Annotated in this window: 22 protein-coding genes; 9 read left to right on the top strand and 13 right to left on the bottom strand. The window is 53.6% G+C overall.

The features are described from left to right. The first annotated feature begins 95 nt into the window (after positions 1–95). The 3 genes from FOM92_RS05055 to FOM92_RS05045 all read left to right on the top strand — a co-directional run bounded on the left by FOM92_RS05055 (position 96) and on the right by FOM92_RS05045 (position 5032). A complete protein-coding gene (locus FOM92_RS05055) occupies positions 96–2033 on the top strand; it encodes a potassium transporter Kup (protein ID WP_425473374.1) in 1938 nt (645 codons plus the stop codon). A 237-nt stretch (positions 2034–2270) separates the two neighbouring features. Beyond that, a complete protein-coding gene (leuA, locus tag FOM92_RS05050; RefSeq protein WP_211347350.1) occupies positions 2271–3941 on the top strand; it encodes a 2-isopropylmalate synthase in 1671 nt (556 codons plus the stop codon). A 119-nt stretch (positions 3942–4060) separates the two neighbouring features. Then, a complete protein-coding gene (locus FOM92_RS05045) occupies positions 4061–5032 on the top strand; it encodes an NAD(P)H-dependent flavin oxidoreductase (RefSeq protein ID WP_143775695.1) in 972 nt (323 codons plus the stop codon). Between the two features lie 82 nt (positions 5033–5114). Here FOM92_RS05045 and FOM92_RS05040 read toward each other — a convergent pair whose 3' ends face one another. The 5 genes from FOM92_RS05040 to miaA all read right to left on the bottom strand — a co-directional run bounded on the left by FOM92_RS05040 (position 5115) and on the right by miaA (position 10176). Further along, positions 5115–5744, bottom strand: a complete 630-nt coding sequence (locus FOM92_RS05040; RefSeq protein WP_143775694.1) for a YceI family protein — start codon at positions 5742–5744, stop codon at positions 5115–5117. 77 nt (positions 5745–5821) lie between these two features. Beyond that, the gene (gene ilvC / locus FOM92_RS05035; protein ID WP_143775693.1) at positions 5822–6841 is read right to left on the bottom strand and encodes a ketol-acid reductoisomerase; all 1020 of its coding nucleotides are present in this window, start codon (positions 6839–6841) and stop codon (positions 5822–5824) included. A 21-nt stretch (positions 6842–6862) separates the two neighbouring features. Continuing rightward, positions 6863–7378, bottom strand: coding sequence for an acetolactate synthase small subunit (gene ilvN, locus FOM92_RS05030; protein WP_143775692.1), 516 nt, complete (start codon positions 7376–7378; stop codon positions 6863–6865). Further along, positions 7378–9138, bottom strand: a complete 1761-nt coding sequence (locus FOM92_RS05025; RefSeq protein ID WP_143775691.1) for an acetolactate synthase 3 large subunit — start codon at positions 9136–9138, stop codon at positions 7378–7380. The genes ilvN and FOM92_RS05025 overlap by 1 nt, the downstream gene beginning before the upstream one ends. Before the next feature lie 126 nt (positions 9139–9264). Next, complete coding sequence (gene miaA, locus FOM92_RS05020; protein WP_143775690.1) at positions 9265–10176, bottom strand: tRNA (adenosine(37)-N6)-dimethylallyltransferase MiaA; 912 nt, start codon at positions 10174–10176, stop codon at positions 9265–9267. On the opposite strand from miaA, the gene serB reads away from it, so the two are divergent. Together serB and FOM92_RS05010 are read left to right on the top strand one after the other, a co-directional pair. Next, positions 10169–11059 (top strand): phosphoserine phosphatase SerB, encoded by an 891-nt coding sequence (gene serB, locus FOM92_RS05015; RefSeq protein WP_143775689.1) that lies wholly within the window; start codon positions 10169–10171, stop codon positions 11057–11059. The two genes, miaA and serB, sit on opposite strands and share 8 nt — an antisense overlap. Before the next feature lie 70 nt (positions 11060–11129). Further along, the gene (locus tag FOM92_RS05010) at positions 11130–11669 is read left to right on the top strand and encodes a superoxide dismutase family protein (protein ID WP_143775688.1); all 540 of its coding nucleotides are present in this window, start codon (positions 11130–11132) and stop codon (positions 11667–11669) included. Between the two features lies 1 nt (position 11670). Here FOM92_RS05010 and FOM92_RS05005 read toward each other — a convergent pair whose 3' ends face one another. After that, positions 11671–12294 carry a murein L,D-transpeptidase catalytic domain family protein gene (locus FOM92_RS05005; protein ID WP_143775687.1) on the bottom strand — a complete coding sequence of 208 codons (624 nt, stop codon included), beginning with the start codon at positions 12292–12294 and terminating at the stop codon, positions 11671–11673. Between the two features lie 211 nt (positions 12295–12505). On the opposite strand from FOM92_RS05005, the gene FOM92_RS16190 reads away from it, so the two are divergent. The 4 genes from FOM92_RS16190 to FOM92_RS04985 all read left to right on the top strand — a co-directional run bounded on the left by FOM92_RS16190 (position 12506) and on the right by FOM92_RS04985 (position 16122). Further along, positions 12506–13306 (top strand): L,D-transpeptidase family protein, encoded by an 801-nt coding sequence (locus FOM92_RS16190; protein WP_342778161.1) that lies wholly within the window; start codon positions 12506–12508, stop codon positions 13304–13306. Between the two features lie 80 nt (positions 13307–13386). Further along, the gene (locus FOM92_RS04995; protein ID WP_143775686.1) at positions 13387–13839 is read left to right on the top strand and encodes a MerR family transcriptional regulator; all 453 of its coding nucleotides are present in this window, start codon (positions 13387–13389) and stop codon (positions 13837–13839) included. Between the two features lie 51 nt (positions 13840–13890). Beyond that, entirely contained in the window at positions 13891–15690 is a 1800-nt protein-coding gene (locus tag FOM92_RS04990; protein WP_143775685.1) for an acyl-CoA dehydrogenase C-terminal domain-containing protein, read from the top strand. Positions 15691–15837: 147 nt separating this feature from the next. Beyond that, positions 15838–16122, top strand: a complete 285-nt coding sequence (locus tag FOM92_RS04985) for a hypothetical protein (protein ID WP_143775684.1) — start codon at positions 15838–15840, stop codon at positions 16120–16122. A 78-nt stretch (positions 16123–16200) separates the two neighbouring features. Here FOM92_RS04985 and cysK read toward each other — a convergent pair whose 3' ends face one another. From cysK to FOM92_RS04950, 7 genes are all read right to left on the bottom strand, one after another. Then, the gene (gene cysK, locus FOM92_RS04980) at positions 16201–17121 is read right to left on the bottom strand and encodes a cysteine synthase A (RefSeq protein ID WP_143775683.1); all 921 of its coding nucleotides are present in this window, start codon (positions 17119–17121) and stop codon (positions 16201–16203) included. Beyond that, positions 17118–18440 carry an MFS transporter gene (locus tag FOM92_RS04975; RefSeq protein WP_143775682.1) on the bottom strand — a complete coding sequence of 441 codons (1323 nt, stop codon included), beginning with the start codon at positions 18438–18440 and terminating at the stop codon, positions 17118–17120. Before FOM92_RS04975 ends, cysK begins: the two co-directional genes overlap by 4 nt. A gap of 72 nt (positions 18441–18512) precedes the next feature. Next, complete coding sequence (locus FOM92_RS04970; protein WP_143775681.1) at positions 18513–19655, bottom strand: aspartyl/asparaginyl beta-hydroxylase domain-containing protein; 1143 nt, start codon at positions 19653–19655, stop codon at positions 18513–18515. 86 nt (positions 19656–19741) lie between these two features. Beyond that, the gene (locus tag FOM92_RS04965) at positions 19742–21073 is read right to left on the bottom strand and encodes a cyclic di-GMP phosphodiesterase (RefSeq protein ID WP_143775680.1); all 1332 of its coding nucleotides are present in this window, start codon (positions 21071–21073) and stop codon (positions 19742–19744) included. Continuing rightward, a complete protein-coding gene (locus FOM92_RS04960; protein ID WP_143775679.1) occupies positions 21067–21723 on the bottom strand; it encodes a PilZ domain-containing protein in 657 nt (218 codons plus the stop codon). The genes FOM92_RS04965 and FOM92_RS04960 overlap by 7 nt, the downstream gene beginning before the upstream one ends. A gap of 210 nt (positions 21724–21933) precedes the next feature. Continuing rightward, on the bottom strand, positions 21934–22824 hold the full coding sequence (locus tag FOM92_RS04955) for an alpha/beta fold hydrolase (protein WP_143775678.1): 891 nt from the start codon (positions 22822–22824) through the stop codon (positions 21934–21936). A 72-nt stretch (positions 22825–22896) separates the two neighbouring features. Continuing rightward, entirely contained in the window at positions 22897–25185 is a 2289-nt protein-coding gene (locus FOM92_RS04950; RefSeq protein WP_143775677.1) for an ATP-dependent helicase, read from the bottom strand. Position 25186 lies beyond the last annotated feature (1 nt).

The following is a 25186-nucleotide window of genomic DNA, read 5'->3' as shown; positions in this document are numbered from 1 at the left end:
GCGTTGTTGTTAAGGGGTGAATGCCGTGCTATCGCCCGCCGCCCGTGCTTATACATTCATTGCATTTTCGGGCCTTGTATCAGGGGTTTTAAATGGTGGCTTCGCAAGCAGCAGATGATTTTGGTCATAGTGACCAGGAACAGCATCACGGCCACGCTCCTCAAGGATCGCTCCTGGCGCTGTGCGTCGGCACAATAGGCGTTGTCTTTGGTGATATCGGTACCAGCCCGATATACGCTTTTCGCGAAACATTTGCCGGTCACCATCCGATCGAGCCAGATCCCATGCACATCAAGGGTGTTTTAAGCCTCGTCTTCTGGTCGATGATGATTGTGGTGACATTTAAATATGTTTTCACAATCATGAAAGCCGACAACAAGGGCGAGGGGGGTAGCCTTGCGTTGCTGGCACTTATCAACCGCCAGACAGCCGGTGCAAAATGGACGGCACCGATTGTGATGCTCGGCGTATTTGCCACGGCGCTTTTCTACGGCGATTCTATGATTACCCCGGCAATGTCGATACTTTCGGCAGCAGAGGGTCTAAAATATGTCAGTTCGGGTTTTGATCCTTGGATTGTTCCCATTGCGATAGCCATCATCGCCGCGCTTTTTGCGTTCCAATCACGGGGGACAACAAAAGTAGGACAGTGGTTCGGGCCCATCATGTTGCTTTATTTCGCGACTTTGGCCGGCCTTGGTCTCATGCACCTGACAAAGATGCCGCTCATTATATTCGACGTTCTTAATCCCCTGAACGCGCTTTACTTTTTTTACATCGACGGTTTTCGCGCATTCGTCGCGATGGGTACCGTTGTTCTTGCCGTGACCGGGGCAGAAGCGCTTTATGCCGATATGGGGCATTTCGGCAGGAGGCCGATCAAATTCAGTTGGCTTTTCTTTGTTCTTCCGGCCCTGATGCTCAATTACATGGGGCAGGGGGCGATGATCCTGTCGATGACCCCTGTCGAAGCACAGGAGGCGATCAGAGACCCGTTCTTCCTCATGGTACCGGACATGATCAGCACACCGGTCATTATTCTCACCATACTTGCCGCGATCATTGCCAGTCAGGCGGTTATCTCTGGCGCTTTCTCCCTAACGCAACAGGCAATCCAGCTAGGCTTCATGCCGCGTCTCAGCATCTTGCACACCAGTGAAAAGGCTGCGGGTCAGATATATATTCCGGCTATTAACTGGGGCCTTGCGGTAATGGTTTTGCTGCTTGTGCTTTTCTTCCAGTCGTCGTCCAATCTCGCCGCTGCATACGGTATTGCGGTTACGGGAGCGATGTTCATCGACACCTGCCTGATCGCGGTTGTGCTCGTTACGCTCTGGAAATGGCCGAAATGGAAAGCTCTGCCCATTCTCGCTCTCTTTTTCATCGTCGACTTTGCCTATTTTGGCGCCAATCTGCTGAAGGTCCCGTCGGGCGGTTGGGTGCCACTGCTGATCGGGCTAGTAATCTTTACGCTGCTGACCACCTGGTCGCGCGGAAGGGCGTTGATGCGCGATCGGATGGCAGAAAGCACGATGCCGATGGAGATTTTCATCAAGTCGGCCGCCAACAGCGCTACCCGCGTACCTGGCACCGCTATATTCATGGCTTCCGCCGCAAGTGGTGTTCCCTCCGCCTTGCTCCACAACATCAAGCATAACAAAATTCTGCATGATCGCGTGTTGATCCTGACTGTGCAAATCGAAGACGTTCCTTATGTTGACCCTGCGGATCGCGTTTTCTGCAAGGATCTTGGTGAGGGCTTTTACCGTGTGAAGTTACGCTTCGGTTTCCTGGAAGAAACTGACGTCCCGGCAACTCTGGATAAAGTGGACCTGTGCGGACCAAAGTTCGACATGATGCACACCAGTTTCTTCTTGTCGCGGCAGACCCTTATTGCATCCAAAATACCGGGTATGGCCATTTGGCGTGAAAAGGTTTTCGCCTGGATGCTGCGCAATGCGGCGAACGCAATGGAGTTTTTCAAGCTCCCCAGCAATCGTGTGGTTGAACTCGGCAGCCAAGTCGAAATTTAAGGTTGCGGGCAAGGAAATAAGCCCAACTCGAAATTAGGGCTGGACGAATGTTGCGCAATAGGGTTATCGACGCAACATAATGTCAAAAATTGCACCTTGCCTGCTTATTCTACGACTTACACGCCCTTAGGCGTGTGGACATTCCGGCGGTGCCCGGAACAACCCGCCTAAGGGTTTATAGCCAGCCCCACAAACCCACAGCACGCAAATCCGCGTGTTTTAGCGAAGTTGCAAATCATGATGTTATCCGACCCGAGCCGAAAATATCGCCCTTTCCCTCAAGTAGATTTGCCGGACCGGCAATGGCCCAGTCGCACCATCACACGGGCGCCCCGTTGGCTTTCGACTGACCTGCGCGATGGTAATCAGGCACTTATCGATCCGATGGGGGCGGAAAAGAAACAGCGCTTTTTCGATCTGCTAATCAAGGTGGGCGTCAAAGAAATCGAAGTCGGTTTTCCGAGCGCCGGGGCAACGGAGTTTGATTTCATTTCAGGCTTGGTACAATCCGGTCGGATCCCCGACGATGTAACAGTTCAGGTTTTAACCCAATCGCGCAAAGATCTGATTGATACCAGCTTTGAGAGCTTGCGGGGTGCGCGCGCGGCAATTGTTCATCTTTATAATGCGGTGTCGCCCGCCTGGCGTCAAATCGTGTTCAACATGACAATGCCCGAAATCAAGCAAATTGCGGTTGAGGGCGCGAAGCTGTTGCGTGACAACGCTGCTGCGCAGCCGGATACCGACTGGCATTTTGAATATAGCCCGGAAACTTTTTCTACTGCCGAACTGGATTTCAGTCTGGAAGTGTGCAGCGCGGTGATGGATATCCTGAAGCCCACTCCGGAACATCCCATTATCTTCAATCTGCCGGCCACAGTCGAGGCTGCGATGCCCAATATCTATGCGGATCAGATTGAGTATTTTGGTCGAAACATTCCAAACCGCGACAGTGTCGTCATATCGCTCCATACACATAATGACCGTGGCACAGGGGTTGCTGCAACGGAATTGGGTTTGTTGGCCGGGGCCGACCGTGTCGAGGGGTGCTTGTTCGGAAATGGCGAGCGGACAGGAAATGTTGATCTCGTCACCGTCGCCTTGAACATGTACACACAAGGGTTGAGCCCTGGTCTGGACTTCTCTGACATGGACGAAGTCATAAAAACGGTTGAGTATTGCAACCAACTGCCTGTGCATCCACGCCATCCCTATGCAGGGGAACTGGTGTTCACCGCCTTTTCGGGTTCGCATCAGGACGCCATTAAAAAGGGATTTGCGGCGCAAGCTCAGCGTAATGATGAACTGTGGCAAGTACCCTATCTCCCCATCGATCCTGCCGATCTGGGTCAAAGTTACGAAGCGGTCATTCGCGTCAATTCCCAAAGCGGTAAAGGCGGCGTCGCCTGGGTTCTCGAACAAGACCACGGATTGAAATTACCAAAGCGGATGCAGGCCAATTTCTCGTCAACCGTACAGGAACTATCCGACAGCACAGGCCGGGAACTGACCAGCACAGACATTTGGGAAGCGTTCGAAAAAAGATATCATTTGAAAGGCGATGGGCGTTTCCGGCTTATTGATTTCCAGGAAAGCCAGAGTCCAAAGCAACAGGACGAGCGTATTTTTGCCGGTAAGATCCGTATTGATGGTGTCGAGCAGAGCGTGAGCGGTCGCGGTAATGGTCTTATTTCCAGTCTTGCCAATGCACTGGAAGGCGCACTGGGCGGGCCGCTTGATATCATCGACTACAGTGAACACGCGATAGGCCACGGTACGGACGCGCGCGCTGCTGCCTATGTTGAATGCCGGGTTGGTGATGGGCCTGTTTTGTTCGGCGTGGGTATAAGCCGCGATGTCGCTACCGCCAGCGTTCGGGCTATATTGAGTGCGGCGAACAGTGCTTAAGGTCGTGGCCGAACCGCTTTGACCTTACGTCATGGCGGGGCAGAAAACCCCTATTTGACATGGTAAGCAGGCTGTGGCTAACCGATATTTAAACATGCAGTTAAAAGAGGATTCGACCTATGGCCTTACCGGCAATTTTTGACAAACTCCGCTTACCTGTCATCGGCTCGCCGCTTTTCATCGTGTCGGGACCGGAATTGGTGATTGCGCAATGCAAAGCCGGTGTTGTCGGATCATTTCCGGCACTGAATGCGCGCCCAGCGAGCCAATTGGACGAGTGGCTTCACCAGATCACCGAAGAACTTGCTGCACATAATCGTGACAATCCCGATCGTCCGGCGGCACCTTACGCAGTCAACCAGATTGTGCATAAATCGAACAATCGTCTTCAGGAAGACGTTGCCACATGTGCCAAATGGCAGGTGCCGATTACGATCACGTCCCTAGGCGCACAAGAAGAACTCAATAAAGCCGTGCACAGTTGGGGCGGCATTGTTTTGCATGACGTTATCAATGACCGTTTTGCCCACAAGGCAATCGAGAAAGGTGCTGACGGGCTTATCCCTGTGGCAGCAGGCGCTGGTGGCCATGCCGGCGTGACATCGCCCTTCGCGTTGATCCGTGAGATACGTGAATGGTTTGACGGCCCGGTTGCGTTGTCGGGTTCGATAGCACATGGCGCGTCCATCCTCGCCGCGCAAGCGGTAGGTGCTGACCTCGCCTATATCGGCAGCGCTTTCATCGCCACGAAGGAAGCGAATGCGGTTGATGGGTATAAGGAAAATATCGTCGAAGCGAAGGCGGCCGATATCGTATATTCCGACCTCTTTACAGGCGTAAGCGGAAACTATTTGCGCCAGTCGATCGTGCGCGCCGGTATGGATCCTGACAATCTGCCCAAAGGCGACATTTCAACGATGAATTTCGGGTCGGGAGGCAATACCGAGGCAAAAGCGTGGAAAGACATCTGGGGTTCCGGCCAGGGCATCGGCGCCGTCAAGGATGTCCGTACGGTCGCCGAGTTCGTCGACCAGCTCGAAAGCGAATATCGTGAAGCTAAGGCCCACTTGGATCAGGTGTATCGCGGATAACATCATTGCGACTGACAATGATGCAATAGGAATATTGGAGAAATTGGGGGCAGTCTTGTTTAGGACTGCCCCTTTTTTTAGATCAGGATGCCTTTTCGAAGGCTACCGAAATGTCGAGAGCGACATCATCAGAGATCATAGGAACGGCATAGGATACTCCGAAATCGCTCCTCTTGATGGTCGTAGTGGCGTGAAAGCCCACCGTCGCTTTTTTGTTGAACGGGTTATTGCCGGCGCCTGAAAATTTGGTGTCCAAAACGACGGGCTTGGTAACCCCATTGAGGGTCAGGTTCCCGGTTATTTTGGCGGTCGTCCCGTTGGCTTCAACCTTGGTCGATACGAATTTGGCATCGGCGGGGGCAGGGCCAAAAAAGTCAGGTTTGCCGCCATCTTTCCCGGCACGCAGTAGATGTCCGGTGAGACCTGCACTCGCCGTGGTAACTTTGCTCACGGGAATTGTGATATCGACTGTCGCAGCATTTGGATTTTTAGGATCCAGCGTCAACGTCCCCGTAGCATCGCCAAAAATGCCGAAATAATCATTGAAACCAAAATGGCTAACGCGCCAACCGATCAGTGTGTGACCGGGATCTGTTTTGTAAGTGCCGGCAGTTACGCGGCTGACATCCGTCGTACCGGGTAATTGAGGCGCACTCTGCGCCATCAAAGGAACCGCCGCCAACAACGGTAGGGCGAGTAGAAGTTTACGCATGGGGGATGCTCCTGATAAAGAAATGGGGAAGCACCAATGTTGATGCCTCCCCACAAACTGTCAAGCGCTGAAAGCGTTTAGTTTTTCTCTTGGTCCACCAACTTGTTCTTGGCGATCCAAGGCATCATGGCGCGTAGCTTTGCACCAGTTGCCTCGATCGGATGGGCGGCCGCAGCCTTGCGTGCTGCTTTCAGTTCCGGTTGTCCGGCGCGGTTGTCGAGAACGAAATTCTTCACGAACCGTCCCGACTGGATGTCGGCCAATACGCGTTTCATTTCCGCCTTTGTCTCGTCGGTGATGATGCGCGGGCCTGTGGTGATATCACCATATTCGGCGGTATTGCTGATCGAGTAGCGCATATTGGCGATACCACCTTCATACAGCAGATCGACAATCAGCTTGGTTTCGTGGAGGCATTCAAAATAGGCCATTTCCGGTGCGTAACCTGCCTCTGTCAGGGTTTCGAATCCGGCCTGAATCAAGTGGGTGATACCGCCGCACAAAACCGCTTGTTCACCAAATAGGTCGGTTTCACATTCTTCACGGAAGTTGGTCTCGATAATGCCACTACGGCCACCGCCAACGCCGCTGGCATAGGCTAGGGCGATATCGTGGGCATTACCGCTTGCGTTTTGTGCAACGGCGATCAGGCAGGGTACACCACCCCCCTTTTGATACTCGCTCCGCACCGTGTGACCTGGTCCTTTTGGTGCGATCATGATGACATCGACGTCGGCACGGGGCTCAATCAGCCCGAAATGGACGTTGAGGCCGTGCGCAAAGGCAAGAGCAGCACCAGGCTTCATATTTGCGTGCAAGTCATCGGCATAGATTGCGGCTTGGTGCTCGTCCGGTGCAAGAATCATCAAAATATCCGCCCAAGCTGCAGCATCCGCATTTGCGAGCACCTTGAAACCCGCAGCTTCAGCTTTTTTCGCCGTTGCCGAACCGGCACGCAACGCGATAGCGACGTCCGCGACGCCGCTGTCGCGCAAGTTTTGCGCATGGGCGTGACCCTGACTTCCGTAACCGACAATTGCGATCTTCTTGTCCTTGATAAGGCCGAGGTCACAATCGGCGTCGTAATAAACCTTCATGATATTCGCTTTCCCTTTAATTTAACTCGCTTCGCTGCCCCGCATCAGGCCAACAATTCCGGTACGGCCTACCTCGACCAGACCGACTTCCCGCATCAATGTGACGAAGGTATCGATCTTGTCCGGTCCGCCGGTGATTTCAAAAATGAAGCTGCTCACGGTCGCGTCAATCACGCGGGCCCTGTAAATGTCGGCAAGCCGCATAGCCTCGACGCGTTGGTCACCGGTACCGTTTACTTTAACCAAAGCCAGTTCACGCTCAACATGAGGACCAGCTTCTGTCAGGTCGGTGACTTTGTGGACCGGGATCAGCCGTTCACACTGCGCAATAATCTGGTCGATAACGGGCGGTGGGCCTTTGGTAACGATCGTGATCCGGCTTGTCGCATGGTCTTCGCTAATGTCGGCCACGGTCAGGCTGTCGATATTATATCCGCGCGAAGTAAACATACCCGCGATCCGGGCAAGCGTTCCCGCTTCGTTGTCTACCGTCAACGTCAGAACGTGGCGTTCCGAGATTTCTTCTTTAATATGCATCAGACCAGCGCCTTCGCTTCGTCGTCCATGGTGCCAGAAACCTGATCCGAATGCAGGATCATGTCCGTATGTGCAGCTCCGGACGGAATCATGGGGAAACAATTCGCCCTTTTTGCCACGCGGCAATCGAACATGACCGGCCCTTCATAGGCGAGCATTTCTGCAATGGCCGCATCCAGTTCTTCGGGTTTCTCACAACGAATTCCCTTCCAGCCATAGGCTTCGGCCAAGGCGACGAAATCTGGAAGGCTGTCGGAATAACTCTCCGAATAGCGGCTTTCATAGGTAAGTTCCTGCCACTGCCGAACCATGCCCATCCATTCGTTATTGAGGATGAAAACCTTTACCGGAAGACGGTATTGCGTCGCAGTACCCATCTCCTGAATGTTCATCTGAATGGATGCCTCGCCGGCAATGTCGATGACGAGAGCGTCAGGATTGCCCAATTGAGCACCGATCGCAGCCGGCAATCCATAGCCCATTGTGCCAAGACCGCCGCTGGTTAGCCACTTGTTCGGGGCGTCGAAGTGGAAATGTTGCGCAGCCCACATCTGGTGCTGGCCAACTTCCGTCGTAATGATCGGCGCCTTTTCCTTAGTGGCATTGAACAGGCGCTCAATGGCGTATTGCGGCATGATTTCCGCAGCGCTGGCCGGATAATTCAGGCAATCCACCGCGCGCCAGCCTTTGATCCGTGACCACCACTCGTCCAATGGCTGTGCCTTATATTTGCGGCCTTTCCACACATCTACCATCTGGCGGATTGCGGTGCCGACATCGGCCACAATCGGCAAGTCTACGCGAATGGTCTTGTTGATGGAGCTGCGGTCAATATCCACATGGACTTTGACGCTATTGGGTGAAAAAGCATCAAGACGGCCCGTAACCCGGTCGTCAAACCGTGCACCGAGGCAGAGCATGACGTCACACTGGTTCATGGCCATATTGGCTTCATAGGTGCCATGCATGCCCAGCATCCCAAGCCATGCCGGGCTGGAAGCAGGAAAGGCGCCAAGGCCCATCAAGGTGGATGTAACAGGTGCCCCGCTGAGTTCGGCCAGTTCGCGAAGGGCGGCGCTTGCGTCGGGGCCGGAGTTAATAACGCCACCGCCCGTATACATAATCGGTGCTTTGGCATTGGCGAGCAATTCAACCGCCTTATTGATGGCGATATAGTCGGCCTCTCCCGCGGGATGAAAGCGCTTGGGCGCATTATTGACGACGTTAGTCGGCGCAGTCGCAACCTGGACATTTTTGGGGATGTCGATAACCACCGGCCCGGGCCGGCCTTTGGTCGCAATCGTGAACGCCTCGCGAACCGTTGCCGAAAGGTCCGCCGGGTCCTTTACAAGATAATTGTGTTTGGAACAGTGGCGCGTAATTCCAACTGTGTCTGCCTCCTGAAACGCATCGGTACCGATCAGGGTTGTTGCAACTTGTCCGGTAAGAACAATCATCGGGATGGAATCGAGAAAAGCATCGGCAATGCCCGTGACCGCATTCGTCGCGCCTGGTCCTGATGTAACAAGAACCACGCCCGGCTTGCCGGTTGAACGTGCATATCCCTCTGCCGCATGCGCTGCGCCGGCTTCGTGGCGGACGAGTACATGCTTGATCTTCTTTTGCTGAAACAGGGCATCGTAAATGGGCAGTACCGCGCCCCCGGGATAGCCGAATACGGTATCGACGCCCTGTTCGATCAGGCAGTCTATCAATATCTCTGCACCGGATTTTTCGGGCACCTTTTTGTCCTGTTCCATTATCAAAATTTCGCTGCGCAGCGTGGTTTGCGGGCCATGCTGTGCGGCAGGGGGTTTGGCAAGAGCGGCGTCGTTAGTTGTTAGAATATACTGTGTCAATCATAAAGATTGAAATAATATTACAATTTAGTTGATTTCTATGTCATTTATTACATCGTCAAATCGTGGCCAATGTGCAGGCGCTTGATTTCGAAACCAGGTATATTGTCGTTTCGCATATTGTCGCGTGGCGATTTTCCCCAGCGCTGCGGCTTGGTCGCGCGTCATTTCGCCAGCCAGCATTGCCGACATTTCGCGCACGCCGATCGCTCGCATTACAGGCGCATCGCCGGGTAGATTGAGCTTAAGTAACGCGGCAACTTCTTCTACAGCGCCGCCATCAATCATGGCATCAAACCGCTGGTCACAACGCGCATACAACCACGCTCTCTGTGGCAAAAGCAGTACCGGTTTCAGGGTAATGTCCGCACCAATCCCGCCAACCTTGTCCTGTCGCCAATTTAAGATGCTGCGTCCTGTAGATTGGATCACTTCGAGCGCACGAGCGATCCGGCTACTGTCGGTGGGTGCCAAAGATGCTGCTGCCTGCGGGTCAACGTCTTGCAGCGCCGCATAAGCCTCTGCGACCGGTAAATTACGGATATCGGCCCGCAATGCCGGATCTATTTCAGGTATCGGGGCAATGCCATCGAGCAGCGTGCGCATGTAAAGGCCCGTGCCTCCCACCAGAACAGGAAGCGCACCGGCATCATGCGCCTCGGCGATTGCGCCCTTTGCGTCTTTAGCCCAACGTGCAGCCGAACAGGGCTCGGTGCCATCCAAATATCCGAATAAGCGGTGAGGAGCCTGAGCCATCTCATCCGGGGTAGGTTGTGCACTCAATACCGGCAGTTCGGAATAAACCTGCGCACTGTCGGCATTGATGATGACGACATCCCTTTTTTTTGCGAGACGAAGCGCGAGAGCGGTCTTGCCGCTTGCGGTCGGACCCGCAATAAGCGCGAGCTTCGGTTTGTTTTCAGGATTCGATATGCCCATCGCCACATTAATAGCAGCAGATTCGACTGAAAGCGGAGTAATTTCCGAAGCCTGCGACCGTTTGACGCAAAGCGGGCTTGCGACCAAAAATACTGTTTGGATCGAGCAGGGTAAGGCATTCGACATTCAATTTGAAGGTTCGGTATCCGATGCCCGCACCGCACTTGGCCCTCTGGAGACACACTACGATATTGCTGTCCAGGCATCAGATAGCCGCCGCAAGATGCTATTGGTCTCGGATATGGATAGCACCATGATCGTGGTGGAATGTATTGACGAGCTGGCTGACTATGCCGGTATAAAGCCCCAGATTGCCGCAATTACGGAGCGCGCCATGGCTGGCGAACTGGATTTTGCCCAGGCGTTGACCGCGCGGGTTGCCTTGCTTGCCGGCCTTGACGAAAATGTCATCGCGCAATGTCTTGCTGAACGTGTGCGTACGATGCCTGGTGCAGATATCTTAGTGAGGACCATGCGCGCATGGGGCGCGCATACCATATTGGTATCGGGCGGCTTTACCCGCTTTACCGATCCCGTCGCTGACCTGCTCGGCTTTGCCGAAGTGCACGCAAATGTGCTGGAAATCCGTGGAGGTGTTCTCACCGGCGCTTTGGTCGGCGATATCGTCGATGCCACTACCAAGAAGAATGTTTTGCACGCCGCCAGTTCAGATAGAGGCATCGCTGTCGATAATGTTTTGGCCGTCGGTGACGGAGCTAACGACATTCCGATGATTGCCGCTGCCGTTGCTCAAGATGGCTTGGGGGTCGGGTTTCATCCCCGTCCATTATTGGCAGCGCAAGTGAATCTGGCCGTCCGCCACAATGATCTGACTGCGCTGCTTTATGCTCAGGGCGTTCCTCGTGCGGAATGGCTGAGTTGATTCCAGAAACAATTTTCGCCTTAATCAGTTACGGACACACACGGCGTTGTTCAAAGAGTAGGAGACTATCATGCAGAAATTCCTTCCCCTTCTTATGATACCCGTTGTCTCAGGTTGCGCTGGTATGACGCCTTCTACTGGCAAAACAGTTTCGGAAGTCATTTCTGCGGATCTCGCGCGCGCGGACGGGTCTTGGGCCGGTGTTGCAACGATCTCCAGACGCAGCGATGGCGTTTTCCTGAGCATTGAGGGGCAGTCGGCCCAGCCGGGCACATTTGGGATGCATCTGCACGCCGTTGGAAAATGCGAAGCTCCCGATTTTGCCAGCGCGGGCGGTCATTGGAACCCGGGAATGAAACAGCATGGCCATGATAACCCGCTGGGTGCGCATGGCGGTGATTTGCCGAACATTGTTGCAGGCGCGGATAACAAGTTGAAGCTTGAGCTAAAGATGCAGGATATCAAGCTGGAAGGTGATGGTGGTTTTCTGGACAATGACGGTGGTTCGATCATTATCCACGAAAAAGCGGACGACTATAAAACCGATCCCAGTGGAAATAGCGGCAAGCGCATCATTTGTGGTGTCTTCAAGTCCGGAAACCGGATTTAAGCTATAGCTTGTCGGCGTAAAGTAGTGTGCCCGGCGCAACGCGCTGCAATATCTGGGCGATATCGGACTGTGCAAAGGCAAAGCATCCTTGGCTCCTGCCAATTTTGCCTTGTTCCTGAATTAGGGTCTGGTTCACATACCATGCCGGGTGAATGACAATGGCGCGCGCCTCAGCCTGGTCATTCTGTGGTTCAAGGCCGATCAAGCGACGGGATTCGCCATATTGGCCGAAATAGGTTTCACCGACCGCATAAGCACCGGCAGACGTTGCTTCGGATCCGTGGGTATTTGAAAAGTTGTGCACCCAGCCGCTATGGGCGGGATCCGAGCCTTTTCCATGTGCCACAAGGAAGGAATTTGATTGGCCGCCCCTTAAGTCGACCAGATAGAAACGCGGATCACGCGACGGTTTAGAAAAGTCCGCGATGGCCAGAAGGTCGCGGTTACGGATCCGGGATTTGTGAGTTTCAAGCGCTGCTTTAGCGCGGCTTAGCAAGAGCGGGGAAGGGGAATCGCTGGAACTATTGCCGGTACCGGATCGAAAGATAATGTCGCTCGCCACCGACGGAGTGGCAATCATGGAAATACCCGCCGCCGCGGTACGAAAAAATTGTCTGCGCCCCATCTGTGTCATTGCACCCTTGATAATGACTCAAGTAGGTTGCCAAAAGACTTACGCATCGCGCTTGGACGCAAATACTATGCAGTTAAGCGCGATTATTCGCTTCATGTCCTGCACATATTGGTAAAATCCTGTCGAAACCGCGTTCATTGCTTGCTATATCGGCGTAAACCATAGTTGGTTGAAACAAGCTAATTTCTCACAGGGGCACTACATGAAGTTCCGCGCGCAAGTCCGCACAATATCGGCAATTGGATTGCTGTCGATATCGGTACCCGTTATGTCGCAACCGACTACGGGCGCCCCTGTTAATGCGCCGGTGCCACAAACGCCATCCGAGCAAACTCCGCCTGCTACGACCCCGCCGGTGCCATTAACCGGCGAGAAATTACCGTCCCCGGCACCGCAGCCATCGAACCCTGAGGTAGCTAGCCCGCCTAAAGCGTCGGCCGCGCCCGTCGCACCAAAGGTCGTAAAGAAAAAAGGGCCAACGGACTCACTTAAGCCTGGGCAATATGTCTGGGAAAAGCAGGCCGTTTATGAAGGACCGATGAAGATTGTTGCGGTGCTGGATATCCAGCGAATCTATATTTTCCAGAATGACAAGCTGATCGGGTTCAGCACCATCTCCGCAGGCAAAAAGGGTAAGGAAACGCCGACCGGCTATTTCAATATTCTTCAAAAGAATATTGATCATAAGTCAAATCTCTACAGCAATGCGCCCATGCCCTATATGCAACGTCTGACGTGGGACGGCATCGCGCTGCATGGCGGGCATATTCCAGGTTATCCGGCTTCTCATGGTTGCATTCGGTTGCCCCACGAGTTTGCGAAGCTCTTATTCGGTGTAACTCAAATGAACCAGGAAGTGGTCGTTTTGAAAGACACGGCTACGCCAGTGAAGCGCCCGGAACCAAAGCCGGAACCTGTTATCGAACCGGTGCCGACCATACCAACGCCGACACAACCGGTGGTAACTCCGCAAACCCCTGTGCCAACACCAGTCAAAACCTGATTGGCACGTCAGAATCCTGGTTGACGTTTACGCTAACGTAAAGTAGTTACGTTAGTGCAACGAAGAGGGAAAGCGTCGCCATGGATAAATTCACACATGATGAGAGGCGCGCCGACGCCACCATCGATACGCCGGATGCGTTTAACCGCGATTCCTTCACCATTTCCGATTTATCGACCGAATTTGACGTGACTGCCCGGGCTCTTCGTTTTTACGAGGATCAGGGCTTGATCTCGCCCGAACGCATGGGGTTGGCGCGCATTTATTCAAAGCGCGACAGGGCCCGTCTCGCCTGGATATTGCGTGCCAAACGCGTCGGTTTCAGCTTGGCCGAAATTCGGGAAATGATCGATCTTTATGATCTGAATGATGGACGGAATGTGCAGCGCCGCGTGACGATCGAAAAATGCCGGAACCGCATTGATTTATTGAAAGCCCAGCGGGACGATATCGAAAGTGCCATCAAGGAACTGACCGATTTTGTTGCCATGGTTGAAAATGTTGAAGCCGCAGAAAACAAAAGTGCCGCTTGATCCTGATATTCTAGCTCCCAAAAACTGATCCGATTTCACAGAGGAAGTCCCATGCCCAGCTACAAAGCACCTGTCCGCGATACACAGTTCATTATCAACGAAGTTCTGGGAGTTGAGCGTTTCGCAAACCTGCCCGGATTTGAAAACGCCAGCACCGATATGATTGAAGCGATCTTGAACGAAGGTGCCAAATTTGTCGAAGGCGTTCTTTTTCCTCTGAACCAGGTCGGCGACGCACAGGGATGCACACGGCATGCCGATGGCAGCGTAACGACGCCAGATGGCTTCAAGGAAGCCTATGACCAGTTTTGCGAGGCTGGTTGGGGAACCTTATCAGCCCCTGTGGAATTTGGTGGTCAAGGAATGCCGCATATCGTTTCAATGGCATTTGAAGAGTTCATGGCAAGTTCCAACATGGCATTTGCAATGTATCCTGGCCTTACGCATGGCGCGGTATCGGCAATATTGGTGAAGGGTAGCGAAGAGCAGAAGGCGAAATATGCCCCCAATATGATATCAGGTAAGTGGGGTGGAACCATGAACCTGACGGAGCCGCATTGTGGCACTGATCTTGGCCTCATCCGCACCAAGGCAGTTCCGAATGGAGATGGAAGCTATGCCATCACCGGTATGAAGATCTTCATCTCCTCCGGGGAACATGATCTCACAGAAAATATCATCCATCTCGTTCTGGCAAAAACGCCGGATGCGCCGGACAATGTGAAGGGTATCTCGCTTTTCATTGTCCCCAAATTTTTGGTGAATGATGATGGGTCGCTCGGTGCGCGTAACTCGCTTTCATGTGGTTCGATCGAGCATAAAATGGGGATTCATGGAAACTCCACCTGCGTGATGAACTATGACGGTGCCACCGGTTATCTGGTGGGCGAGGAAAATAAAGGCCTCGCTGCTATGTTCATCATGATGAATATCGCGCGCCTAGGTGTTGGTCAGCAGGGTTTGGGTATCGCTGAAGTGGCATACCAAAATGCGGTACATTATGCGCACGATCGTCGTCAGGGCCGCGCACTTACCGGACCAAAGGATCTTGATCAAAAAGCCGATACTTTGTTCGTACATCCTGATGTGCGCCGGATGCTGATGGATGCAAAGGCATTCACTGAAGGGATGCGCGCTCTGTGTCTTTGGGGCGCATTACAAGCGGACCTGCTCCATTACGCGCAGACCGAAGAAGAGCGGCAGCATGCCGACGATCTTTTGTCGCTGCTGACCCCGGTTATCAAGGGTTATGGTACGGACAAGGGTTATGAAGTCGCCACAAATGCCCAGCAAGTTTATGGCGGTCACGGCTATATTGGCGAATGGGGAATGGAACAATATGTCCGCGACGCCCGTATTACGATGATTTATGAAGGCACCAATGGCGTACAGGCAATGGATCTTGTGGGCCGTAAACTGGCCCAAAATGGCGGCCGTGCTGTTCAGGCATTTTTCAAGGTAGTCGATGAGGAATGCGCTTCTGCAAAATCTGGTTCTCTGGCGGATCTGGCCGGCCGGTTAGAAAAAGCGAATGGCGAGTTAAAAGCCGCGACGATGTGGTTCATGCAGAATGGCATGGCAAACCCTGATAATGTTGGTGCGGGTGCGCATCATTACATGCATATCATGGGCATCGTGGCGCTCGGCTTGCAATGGCTCCGTATGGCTGAGGCTGCACAGGCGGCTCTCGACAACGGCGCCGATAACGCTGCTTTCTATCAGACCAAGCTTGTAACTGCGCGCTATTTTGCGGAACGTTTCATGCCGGATTGCGGTGCCTTGCGGCGTAAGATTGAGGCAGGATCGGAAGCGGTCATGGCTCTCCAGCCGGAGATGTTTGCCGTCGCTTGAAGACAGAATGTGCGAGGATAGCGACGGATGGGAGGGTGTCTTCGGACAACCTCTCGTCTGTCTCCCATCGGCGCAAGAAGGTAGCGGTAATCAACGAAATAGCGGACGGTCTATGCAGACAGGGGGTTGGCTTTAAAGGAGCAACCAATGTCACAGTCATATAAATGGGTAACGACCGCACTGCTTGGCACAGTAGGCACGGTAACTTTTTACGGCGCAGCTTTCGCGCAACCGGCACCACCGCCCGAAGGGTCAGTGCCGCCGCCTACTATCGATTCTAATGAAGACGGCAGGCCGGATGCGTGGGATCGCGACGGTAACGGCGTGCCGGATGCATGGGATGTTAATGGTGACGGAAAGCCGGACAGGTTCGACAATGACGGCGACGGCAAGCCGGACGATAAATCTGCCAAAGAAATGAAACCGAAATAGGAGCGCCGACCGGTCGCAATCGGCGCCCGACAAGGGGGCAAACTATGCCGGGGCGAATAGCGGCCCCGGCATATTTGATCATTCGACAGGCAGAAAATCGGGAACCGACAAATAACGTTCCCCGGTATCATAGTTGAAGCCTAGTATGCGGCTGCCCGCAGGCAAGTCGGGCAATTTCTGGGCGATAGCGGCCAATGTTGCACCAGACGAAATGCCAACCAGCATCCCTTCTTCCCGTGCGGCACGACGCGCAGTTTCCTTGGCGACGTCCGGGTCGACCTGGATAACCCCGTCCAGAAGCGCGGTATGCAGATTTTCAGGGATGAAACCTGCGCCGATCCCCTGAATTGCGTGCGGCCCAGGCTGCCCCCCGCTAATGACAGGAGATAGCGTGGGCTCAACGGCAAATACCTTTAAATTGGGCCATGCTTTTTTAAGCACTTCCGCGCAGCCTGTAATATGGCCGCCCGTTCCCACGCCCGTGATCATCACATTGATCGGGGCATCTGCAAAATCGGCCAGGATTTCCTGCGCCGTGGTGCGCACATGGACATTGATGTTAGCCGGATTGTCAAATTGCTGGGGCATCCAGGAATTGGGCGTTGCTGCTACCAGTTCCATTGCGCGTTCGATAGCGCCCTTCATTCCCTTTTCACGAGGGGTAAGATCGAAGGTGGCCCCGTAAGCAAGCATCAAACGACGGCGTTCCAGCGACATGGATTCGGGCATGACAAGGATCAGCTTGTAACCCTTTACGGCCGCTACCATGGCGAGCCCGACGCCGGTGTTGCCCGACGTTGGTTCGATTATGGTGCCGCCCGGCTTCAGACTTCCATCCTGCTCAGCGGCTTCAATCATGGCTAGCCCAATGCGATCCTTGATAGAGCCACCTGGATTTGACCGTTCCGACTTCACCCATACTTCCGCATTGGGAAACATTCGTGCGAGCCGGATATGGGGGCTGTTGCCGATGGTGTCGAGGATCGATTGGGCTTTCATGGACTTTTCCCTCTATATTGCGGTTCAAATGTTCGGGCATTTTTTAGCTCTGGAAACAGCCATGCCCAAAGGCCTGTTACCATTATGGCACCGGCTCCGCCAAAAACAACTGCCCCGACCGGGCCGAGCAGAGCGGCTGCCACACCGGATTGCAATTCGCCCAATTCATTGGAGGCGGAAATTGCAAGGCCCGAAACCGAGCTAACGCGCCCGCGCATATCATCGGGCGTATTCAACTGTACCAGGGACGACCGTACATAGACGGACAGCATATCAGAGGCACCAAGAAGAATGAGCATGACAAGAGCGACAGCCATGCCTGCACCCATGTTCAAGAAAGAAATCCGCCCATTTTCAAAGACATGCATACCGATTTCGTGACTCAACCCAAATCCGATGGTCGCCAAACCAAATGCGACTACCGCCCAAAGCATTTTGCTGCCGACATTATGCCGCAAAGGGCGAAAGGTGAGGAGCAACGCAACAAGGGATGCACCTATCGCGGGTGCGGCACGCAACTGGCCGAGGCCATCAGGCCCGACCTGTAATATGTCACGGGCATATACGGGTAAAAGCGCTGTCGCCCCCGCCAGCAAAACGGCAAACAGATCGAGAGTGATGGCCCCCAGCAAAAAGCGTTCCGACCACGTATAGCGGATTCCGTCGATCATCTGACGCACCGGGTGTACTTTGCGTTCCATGGGCGGCGGAAAGACCGGTTTTACAAAACTGAGGCTGATTGAAGCAATCAGGAGCAATGCCGCGGAAACCAGATAGGGAGCCGACGGATTTGCTGCAAAAAGGAGACCGCCTGCGGCCGGACCAAAAACTGATCCGACTTGCCAGGCGATGGAACTCATGGCGATAGCGCGGGGCAGAGAGGCGGTAGGTACAATGTTGGGTGCTATCGCCGACATGGAGGGACCGACAAATACGCGCGCAACCCCGTGCAACGCGGCGAATATAAAAAGCAAAGGCAGAGTCAAAGTGTCGCTATAGGTGAACCAGCACAAGGCAAGGGCCACCAACATATCGATGGAATTGGCAATCCGTGCGACCGTACGACGCTCCCAACGGTCAGCGGCCCAGCCGGCAACCGGGGTCAAGAGAGCCAAGGGAACGAACTGGAAAAGCCCCAACAAGCCAAGTTGCAAAGACGCCTCGCGGATCGACATTCCATAATCGCTGCGGGCGATGTCGTAGGCCTGGTATCCGATGACGACGACCATACCCATCGTCGCGAGCACCGCCATAAAGCGCGCCAGCCAATAATAGCGGAAATCTGCAATCGCGAGAGGATGGATTTCTTTGGTAGACATGAGCTTTTCGAAAACGACAGATAAAGAGATTGCTTTGCTAGCCAGCAAAATGACAATTGTAACGACCCGAATTCAAATTTCCTGTGGGACGCCCTGATAATCGTTGATTGTTTCGAACAACGCCGTCAACGCTTCACGTTCAGCCAGACTGATTTCCGGCCGCCACACTTCAAAGAGAAGGACGACGCGGGTTTGGTCGCTGTTGTTCCATGCTTCATGCTCAATACTATCGTCGAAGATCAGTGCTTCGCCCTCTTTCCAGGCTCTTGTCTCATTTCCCACCCGTAAGGCGCAGTTTTCGGGGATGATAAGCGGAATATGGCAGATCAGCCGGGTATTCAGTAAACCGTGGTGCGGTTTGATATGGGTTCCTGGCTTTAGGAGCGACCAAAGGGCTATAGGGGACCGCTGGTCAATCCGTGGCATGGGGGTCAAATCCAATGCTGCCATCGTTACCGGGCAACGCGAAGCATGTTCTTCAACTATTTCGCCATTCTTCCAGAAATAATAGGCCCCCCAACTTGGGTCATTTATAAGGGGGTTGGCAGCTTGCGGTCGATCGGCACTGGATTCGACATAAGGCGCAAAATCTTGTCCGTCGGACAATACAGCCAGCAATTCCGAACGCATTTCAGGAATTTTTGCCTCTATTGGGGCAATCCAGTCAAATTCGGACCGTTCGTAAAATTGCCTTTGCGGGAGCCCCGGAAAGTAAAAGCTTGAGGGTTGCTGGAGAAAGAGCTGCTTCTTGCCCAAAAGAAGATCGATCGCGCTTTCGATACGGGCTTCGCCAGTTACGCCGTTTTTTTTCAGACTGTCGAGTAAATGCTGCTCAAAACGATCCTGGCTTTCCACCAGAAAGAGTTCCGCTCGTTTCAGCATAGGCTGGATGACTGCAGGAACCTCACCCTGGACAGATGCCTGATTGAGTGCCGCCTGGAAAAAAGCACTTGCAGCACGGTCGTCACCGTGCCGTGCTTTTAACTCCGCCGTCAGGATTAATGCGGGAATGTCGCGGGGATTTAGGTGCAATTGTGCTTGTAGCGCAGCCTCTTCGGTTTCCGTATCGCCTGCCATGTTACAAGCTTGTGCGAGCATGAGCCAAGGCCGATCCTTTTCATCAATTTCAAGAAGCAGCCTGCGCGCTGTATCGCCATCGCGTCGTTGCATGGCGCCGCGGGCTTCATTCACTAGGGATAGGCTTTGATCGCGCATGGGCAATGACTTGCCAAATATTATCGCGGCTGGCCAGCGCAAGATTTTCTGCTGTTACGCAGACGTTACGAGTTCAGATGATTGGTTCAGGCATGTTCGCCCTGATGAAGAGCGTTTTTGGCCAACGCTTCAATAGCGGGGTCCGGGTCATAATAGGTCGCGTGAAACTGCACTGTGCCGGAATCACGTGTAATCTGTATGTCCCGATATTCGACGGCACTTCGGCTTGGGAGGTCATAGAAAAGCCGAACCAGAGGCATGGAATAATCTTCTGGATCCTCGCCAATCACAACAGCGAGAGTCTCATTGGTCAAATGCACGATGCTTCCGATTGGAAATATACCGAGGCTTTCCACAAATGACCGGAGCAGTTGCTGGTCAAAATGGCCTTTCCAACTCATCATTTTTGCCAAGGCCATCGCGCCCGACAAAGGCTTGTTATAGCTGCGTTGCGATGTAATCGCATCATACACGTCGCAAATTGCGGCCATGCGCGCGGCGAGGGTGATATTTTCACCGGGAATACGGAAAGGATAGCCGGTACCGTCCATTTTTTCATGGTGATGCAGGCAGACATCCAGTGCGGTCGGTGTGCCGCATTCTGTTTGGGATAGAATAGCAAAACCCTTTTCCGGATGACTGCGAACAATTTGCCACTCATCGTCGTCGAGCTTACCAGCTTTGTTCAATATCGGGTCGGGAATGGTCATTTTGCCGAGGTCATGCAGCATCCCCGCCAACCCCAGATCCTGTACAACGTCTTCCTCCAATCCCAATCGACGTGCCAAGTTTATCATTAAGGCACATACAGAAACCGAGTGAAGGTAAGTGTATTCGTCCTTCGTTTTAAGCCGTGCAACGTTGAGAATAATCGATGGGTCTTTGTTAACGCTGTTTGATATCTGGGAAACAAGGCCAGAGATTTTCTTGGTCGAAATTGCTTTCCCAAGTCGGGCGTCTTCAAACAGATTGATGACTTCTGTTTTGGACCGTTGAAGCATTTTTGTGGCGCGCCGCATTTCAGCCGCCCGGGCATCGCCAAGGAGTGGAGCTCGCCTTTTCTCTTGCTCCGGTATTACAATTGTGTCCGGAATTTGCGGCGACTTTGCTCGGCGAGTTGCACCTCTTGACTGAGCGACGTCATCGCGCCCGGATTCGAAAGAAATAGCGGGTGCAGATGAATTGCCAGTGTCTTTTGATTGGAACGGCGTTTTCTTTTCGGATGGCGCGGACAGACCGAGGCCTTTGCTGTCGTCGATCACAACGACTTTCGGCCCTGCACTCAAAAGCGCTTCAAGATCCGATTGGTCGCGGATCAGAAATCGGCGGCTCCAAAAAGGATGCTCGTACCACGCCAAATCCAACGAATGGACATACATTCCGACCGCAAGCTGTTCGGCCTCAACTTCAATCAGCATGTCCCATCCCGAAAATGGGAACTTTCCTGTTGCAGAAGCCACATTTCCAGTTCGTGATATTTAAAGGGGTTGATCAGTTTAAGGCCGGCAGACTCTTTGTTGCACCATACAACTTTTGCGCGATGTCTGGGTAATCCCTTCGGTTCAATCATGACCGTCGCGCCAAGTGCAATGTTTGTGATATCAACAACACGTATACCGGATGCCGAGATATCGATAATCTGGCATTCTTGGCGTTGATCACCATGCTCAACAATGGCCGGTGCAAAGCAGCAATAGCGGGGAGGGCGCGGTTTGATCCTCTTGATGCTTATCTCAGACCGTTTCCAGATTTCGTTCAGGTCTATGGCATCTTGAAACTCCACGCCCGCTTGCGAGTCTCGCACCCAACGCACAGTGCCTTTTGATTTCAGATTTGACCTGAATTCAATTTCGATAGGCTGCCCGACCTTGAGGCTGATCAGCGACTCAATATTGGCGCCTTTGGTGGATATGTTGAGAATGCGGCAAGGCTGCTGACGACCGGAAGTCTCCAACTTTGCGGTAAGCATGACGGAGACTTGGCGATTGGCTGACCGGCGTTCACGTGCAGGTGCGCATTCGTCGATTGACGGACCCGAAGCTGTATTCAACGAATAATTCAGTTCCATGAAATGGTCCGTTTCTGGAGTATTTCGAAAAGGTCACCGTGCATTTCATGGAGTTACGACAATCGGTTTCAAAACTTTAGGAATTGGAGATGGAAAAGTGCATTTTCGCCTTTTCACGCGGTATTTAGTTGGGTCACCGCCCGTCAACCGCGGAGGAGGCTGGTAAACTGAACCTATGTTCCTCCGCGGCATTAAATGGTTAAGCCCTGTTTAGTAGCTACCCAGTGGCAGAACAGGATCGATCATCTGTTCCTCCAAATTATGATAGCGGACTTCTTCGCCGTTCAGAAAAGCCATGAGGTCGCCGATCAGGCGATCACGATCTGTTTCAAAGAGGCCATGCGGCGAACCTGCATATTCGACCAATTGGACGTCATCGATCATTGATGCAGCCACCCGGCCGGTGGCTTCGATAGGCACAGTCTTGTCTGCGGTCCCATGAATGACAAGGGTAGGAACGCGAAACGCGGGTAGATCGCGACGGAAATCCGTAGAGGAAAACGACTCTGCGCATTTTAGTGTCGGCCGCAGCCCTGCCTGCATGGTTAACCGCCATGCCCATTCAAGAACCGCCGAACTGACGGGCTTGCTCAACCAGCCAACGCCAAAAAAGTCGTTTAGGAAGGACTTCATAAAAGCAGGGCGATCATCCAGCATTTGCTGAGTCATCTGGTCGAAAGTTTCCTGCGGAACGCCCTCGGGGTTGTCGTCGGTCTTCAGCATATAGGGCACAACCGACGCAATGAGAGCTGTGCGAATTACGCCAGCGCCATTATGGCGTGACATATAGCGGGCGACTTCGCCTCCGCCCATAGAGAAGCCGACCAACGTAACATTATCCGTGGCACCAGTTGCCTTCAGAACATCGGCTAGGTCGTCAGACAAACTGTCGTAATCATAACCCTGCCAGGTCTGTTCGGAACGTCCGAAACCGCGCCGGTCATAGGAAATGACCCTGTGCCCGGCATTTGCCAGCGCGTCGGCCACTGGATCCCAACTGTCGGATGACAAGGGCCAGCCATGTATTAAGACAACCGGATTGCCTGCGCCCCAGTCTTTTACATACAGCCATGCGCCGTCCCGTGTTTCAATCATCGCCATGTCGCTTCTCCTTTTCAAAGGATGCAAACACGGATCGTGATTTCACGTTCCATAGCGTTATGGAAGATTGGCTCAGGCGATAGTTATAAAGCTGTCCATCACACGTTTCCGACCGGCAACTTCAAAATCGATTTCAAGCTTGTTACCTTCGATTTCTGCAATCGTGCCATATCCGAATTTTTCGTGGAAAACGCGCATTCCTACCGCCAGATCTTCGCGGCCCTTATTGCCCAGGCTAACGGCACTGCGCGTGTTTTCGGCGATACGCTGCGGACGGGGATTGAACCCGCCACTGGTCGTTGCCCTCTGCCACCCGGGGCCTCGCGCGTTGCTACGGCCCTGATTGGCAGCGGCGAGGTGGGCGAAGGGATCCGAATGTTCGGACCAGTTCGCCCGCCAAAGGGATGCACCGCCGGTCATAGTCTGCTCTGCCTCTATATGCTCTAGCGGCAGTTCTTCAATGAATCGGCTGGGGATGCTTGACGTCCATTGGCCATATATGCGTCGATTGGCGGCGTGAATGATTGTGCATTTCCGCCGCGCCCGTGTGATGGCAACATAGGCCAGCCGGCGCTCTTCTTCCAATGAGGCGAGCCCGCCTTCATCCAGTGCGCGCTGTGACGGGAAAATGCCGTCTTCCCAGCCAACAAGGAATATATTGTCATACTCTAGGCCTTTGGCCGCGTGTATCGTCATAATCGTCACACTGGCGCCCGGGTCGCCCCGTTCATTGTCCATGACGAGGCTGACATGTTCGAGAAACTCGCCCAGCGTTTCATATTCTTCCATCGCGCGCGTGAGTTCGTTCAGGTTTTCAAGCCGCCCTGACGCTTCGACGCTGCGTTCTGCCTGCAGAACGGCGGTGTAGCCGCTTTCGTCCAGTATCAGGCGTGTCAGATCCGCCGGTGTCATGCGCGATGCTTCGTCCCGCCAACGGGCGATGTCGACGACCAGATCGGCAAGCGACTTGCGCGCTTTGCCGGATAGTTCGTCCGTTCCGACCAATCGGGCGGCTGCGACCGTTAAAGGTGTCTTGTCGGTACGCGCAACGATGTGGATTTTTTCCACAGCCTTATCCCCAATCCCGCGTTTGGGGACGTTGACGATCCGTTCGAACGCAAGGTCATCGGCAGGTTGATTGACGACCCGCAAATAGGCAATCGCATCGCGAATTTCGGCCCGTTCATAGAAACGGAATCCACCGACGATGCGATAGTTCATTCCGATCTGGATAAACCGGTCTTCAAATTCGCGCGTCTGGTGTTGGGCGCGGACAAGTATGGCAATGCTGTCGAGGCTTTCGCCTTTATACTGCAAGCTTTCGATTTCCTCGCCCACACGCCGGGCTTCTTCCGGACCATCCCAAACGCCGATGATGCGGACTTTTTCGCCTTCATCAAGCTCCGTCCACAATGTCTTGCCTAGGCGCGCGCTGTTGGAATCGATCAAACCGCTTGCCGCAGCCAGTATATGCGGGGTGCTCCGGTAATTCTGCTCGAGCTTGATGATTTTCGCACCCGGAAAATCCTTCTCGAACCGCAGGATATTCGCGACCTCAGCCCCGCGCCAGGAATAGATGCTCTGATCGTCATCGCCCACACAGCATATGTTCTTGCGCTTCTGCGCGAGCAGACGAAGCCAGAGATACTGCACCGCGTTTGTGTCCTGATATTCGTCCACCAGTATATATTTGAACTGCCCCTGATATTTTTCGAGAATGTCGCGATTATTCTTGAGCAGGTTCAGCCCATGCAGCAACAAGTCACCAAAGTCGCACGCATTTAACGCCAGCAAACGCGCCTGATAGAGTGCGTACATTCGCTGGCCTTTGCCATTGGCATAAGCCTCATTATCGGCGGCATCGAGGTCGGACGGCGATTTTCCCGCATTTTTCCATTTGTCGAGCAATGCGGCCAGCCCGCGGGCGGGAAAGCGTTTCTCATCGAGGTCTTCGGACTGGATCAGTTGTTTTAGCAGGCGGATCTGGTCATCGGTATCAATAATCGTGAAATTGCTCTGCAAGCCGACCACTTCGGCATGGCGACGGAGTAACTTGGCGCCGATGCTGTGAAATGTCCCAAGCCATGGCATACCTTCGACGGCTTCACCTACCATTGCCCCGATCCGCTCGCGCATTTCGCGTGCAGCCTTGTTGGTGAAGGTCACGGCCAATATCTCCGATGGCCATGCCAGCCGTGTATAGAGTATCTGCGCCATTCGCGCGGTCAACGCGGCTGTTTTGCCGGTGCCGGCACCAGCGAGCAAAAGGACGGGCCCCTCGGTCGTTAGAACAGCTTCACGCTGCGGCGGATTCAGGCCGTTCAACCACGGCGGATCATTTTGGAGATTTGCTTCGGGCATT

The organism is Sphingorhabdus contaminans, from assembly GCF_007280415.1.
GTDB lineage: Bacteria > Pseudomonadota > Alphaproteobacteria > Sphingomonadales > Sphingomonadaceae > Sphingorhabdus_B > Sphingorhabdus_B contaminans.
Note: the sequence above shows the minus strand (reverse complement) of the source record. Positions and strands in the feature narration are given on the sequence as shown.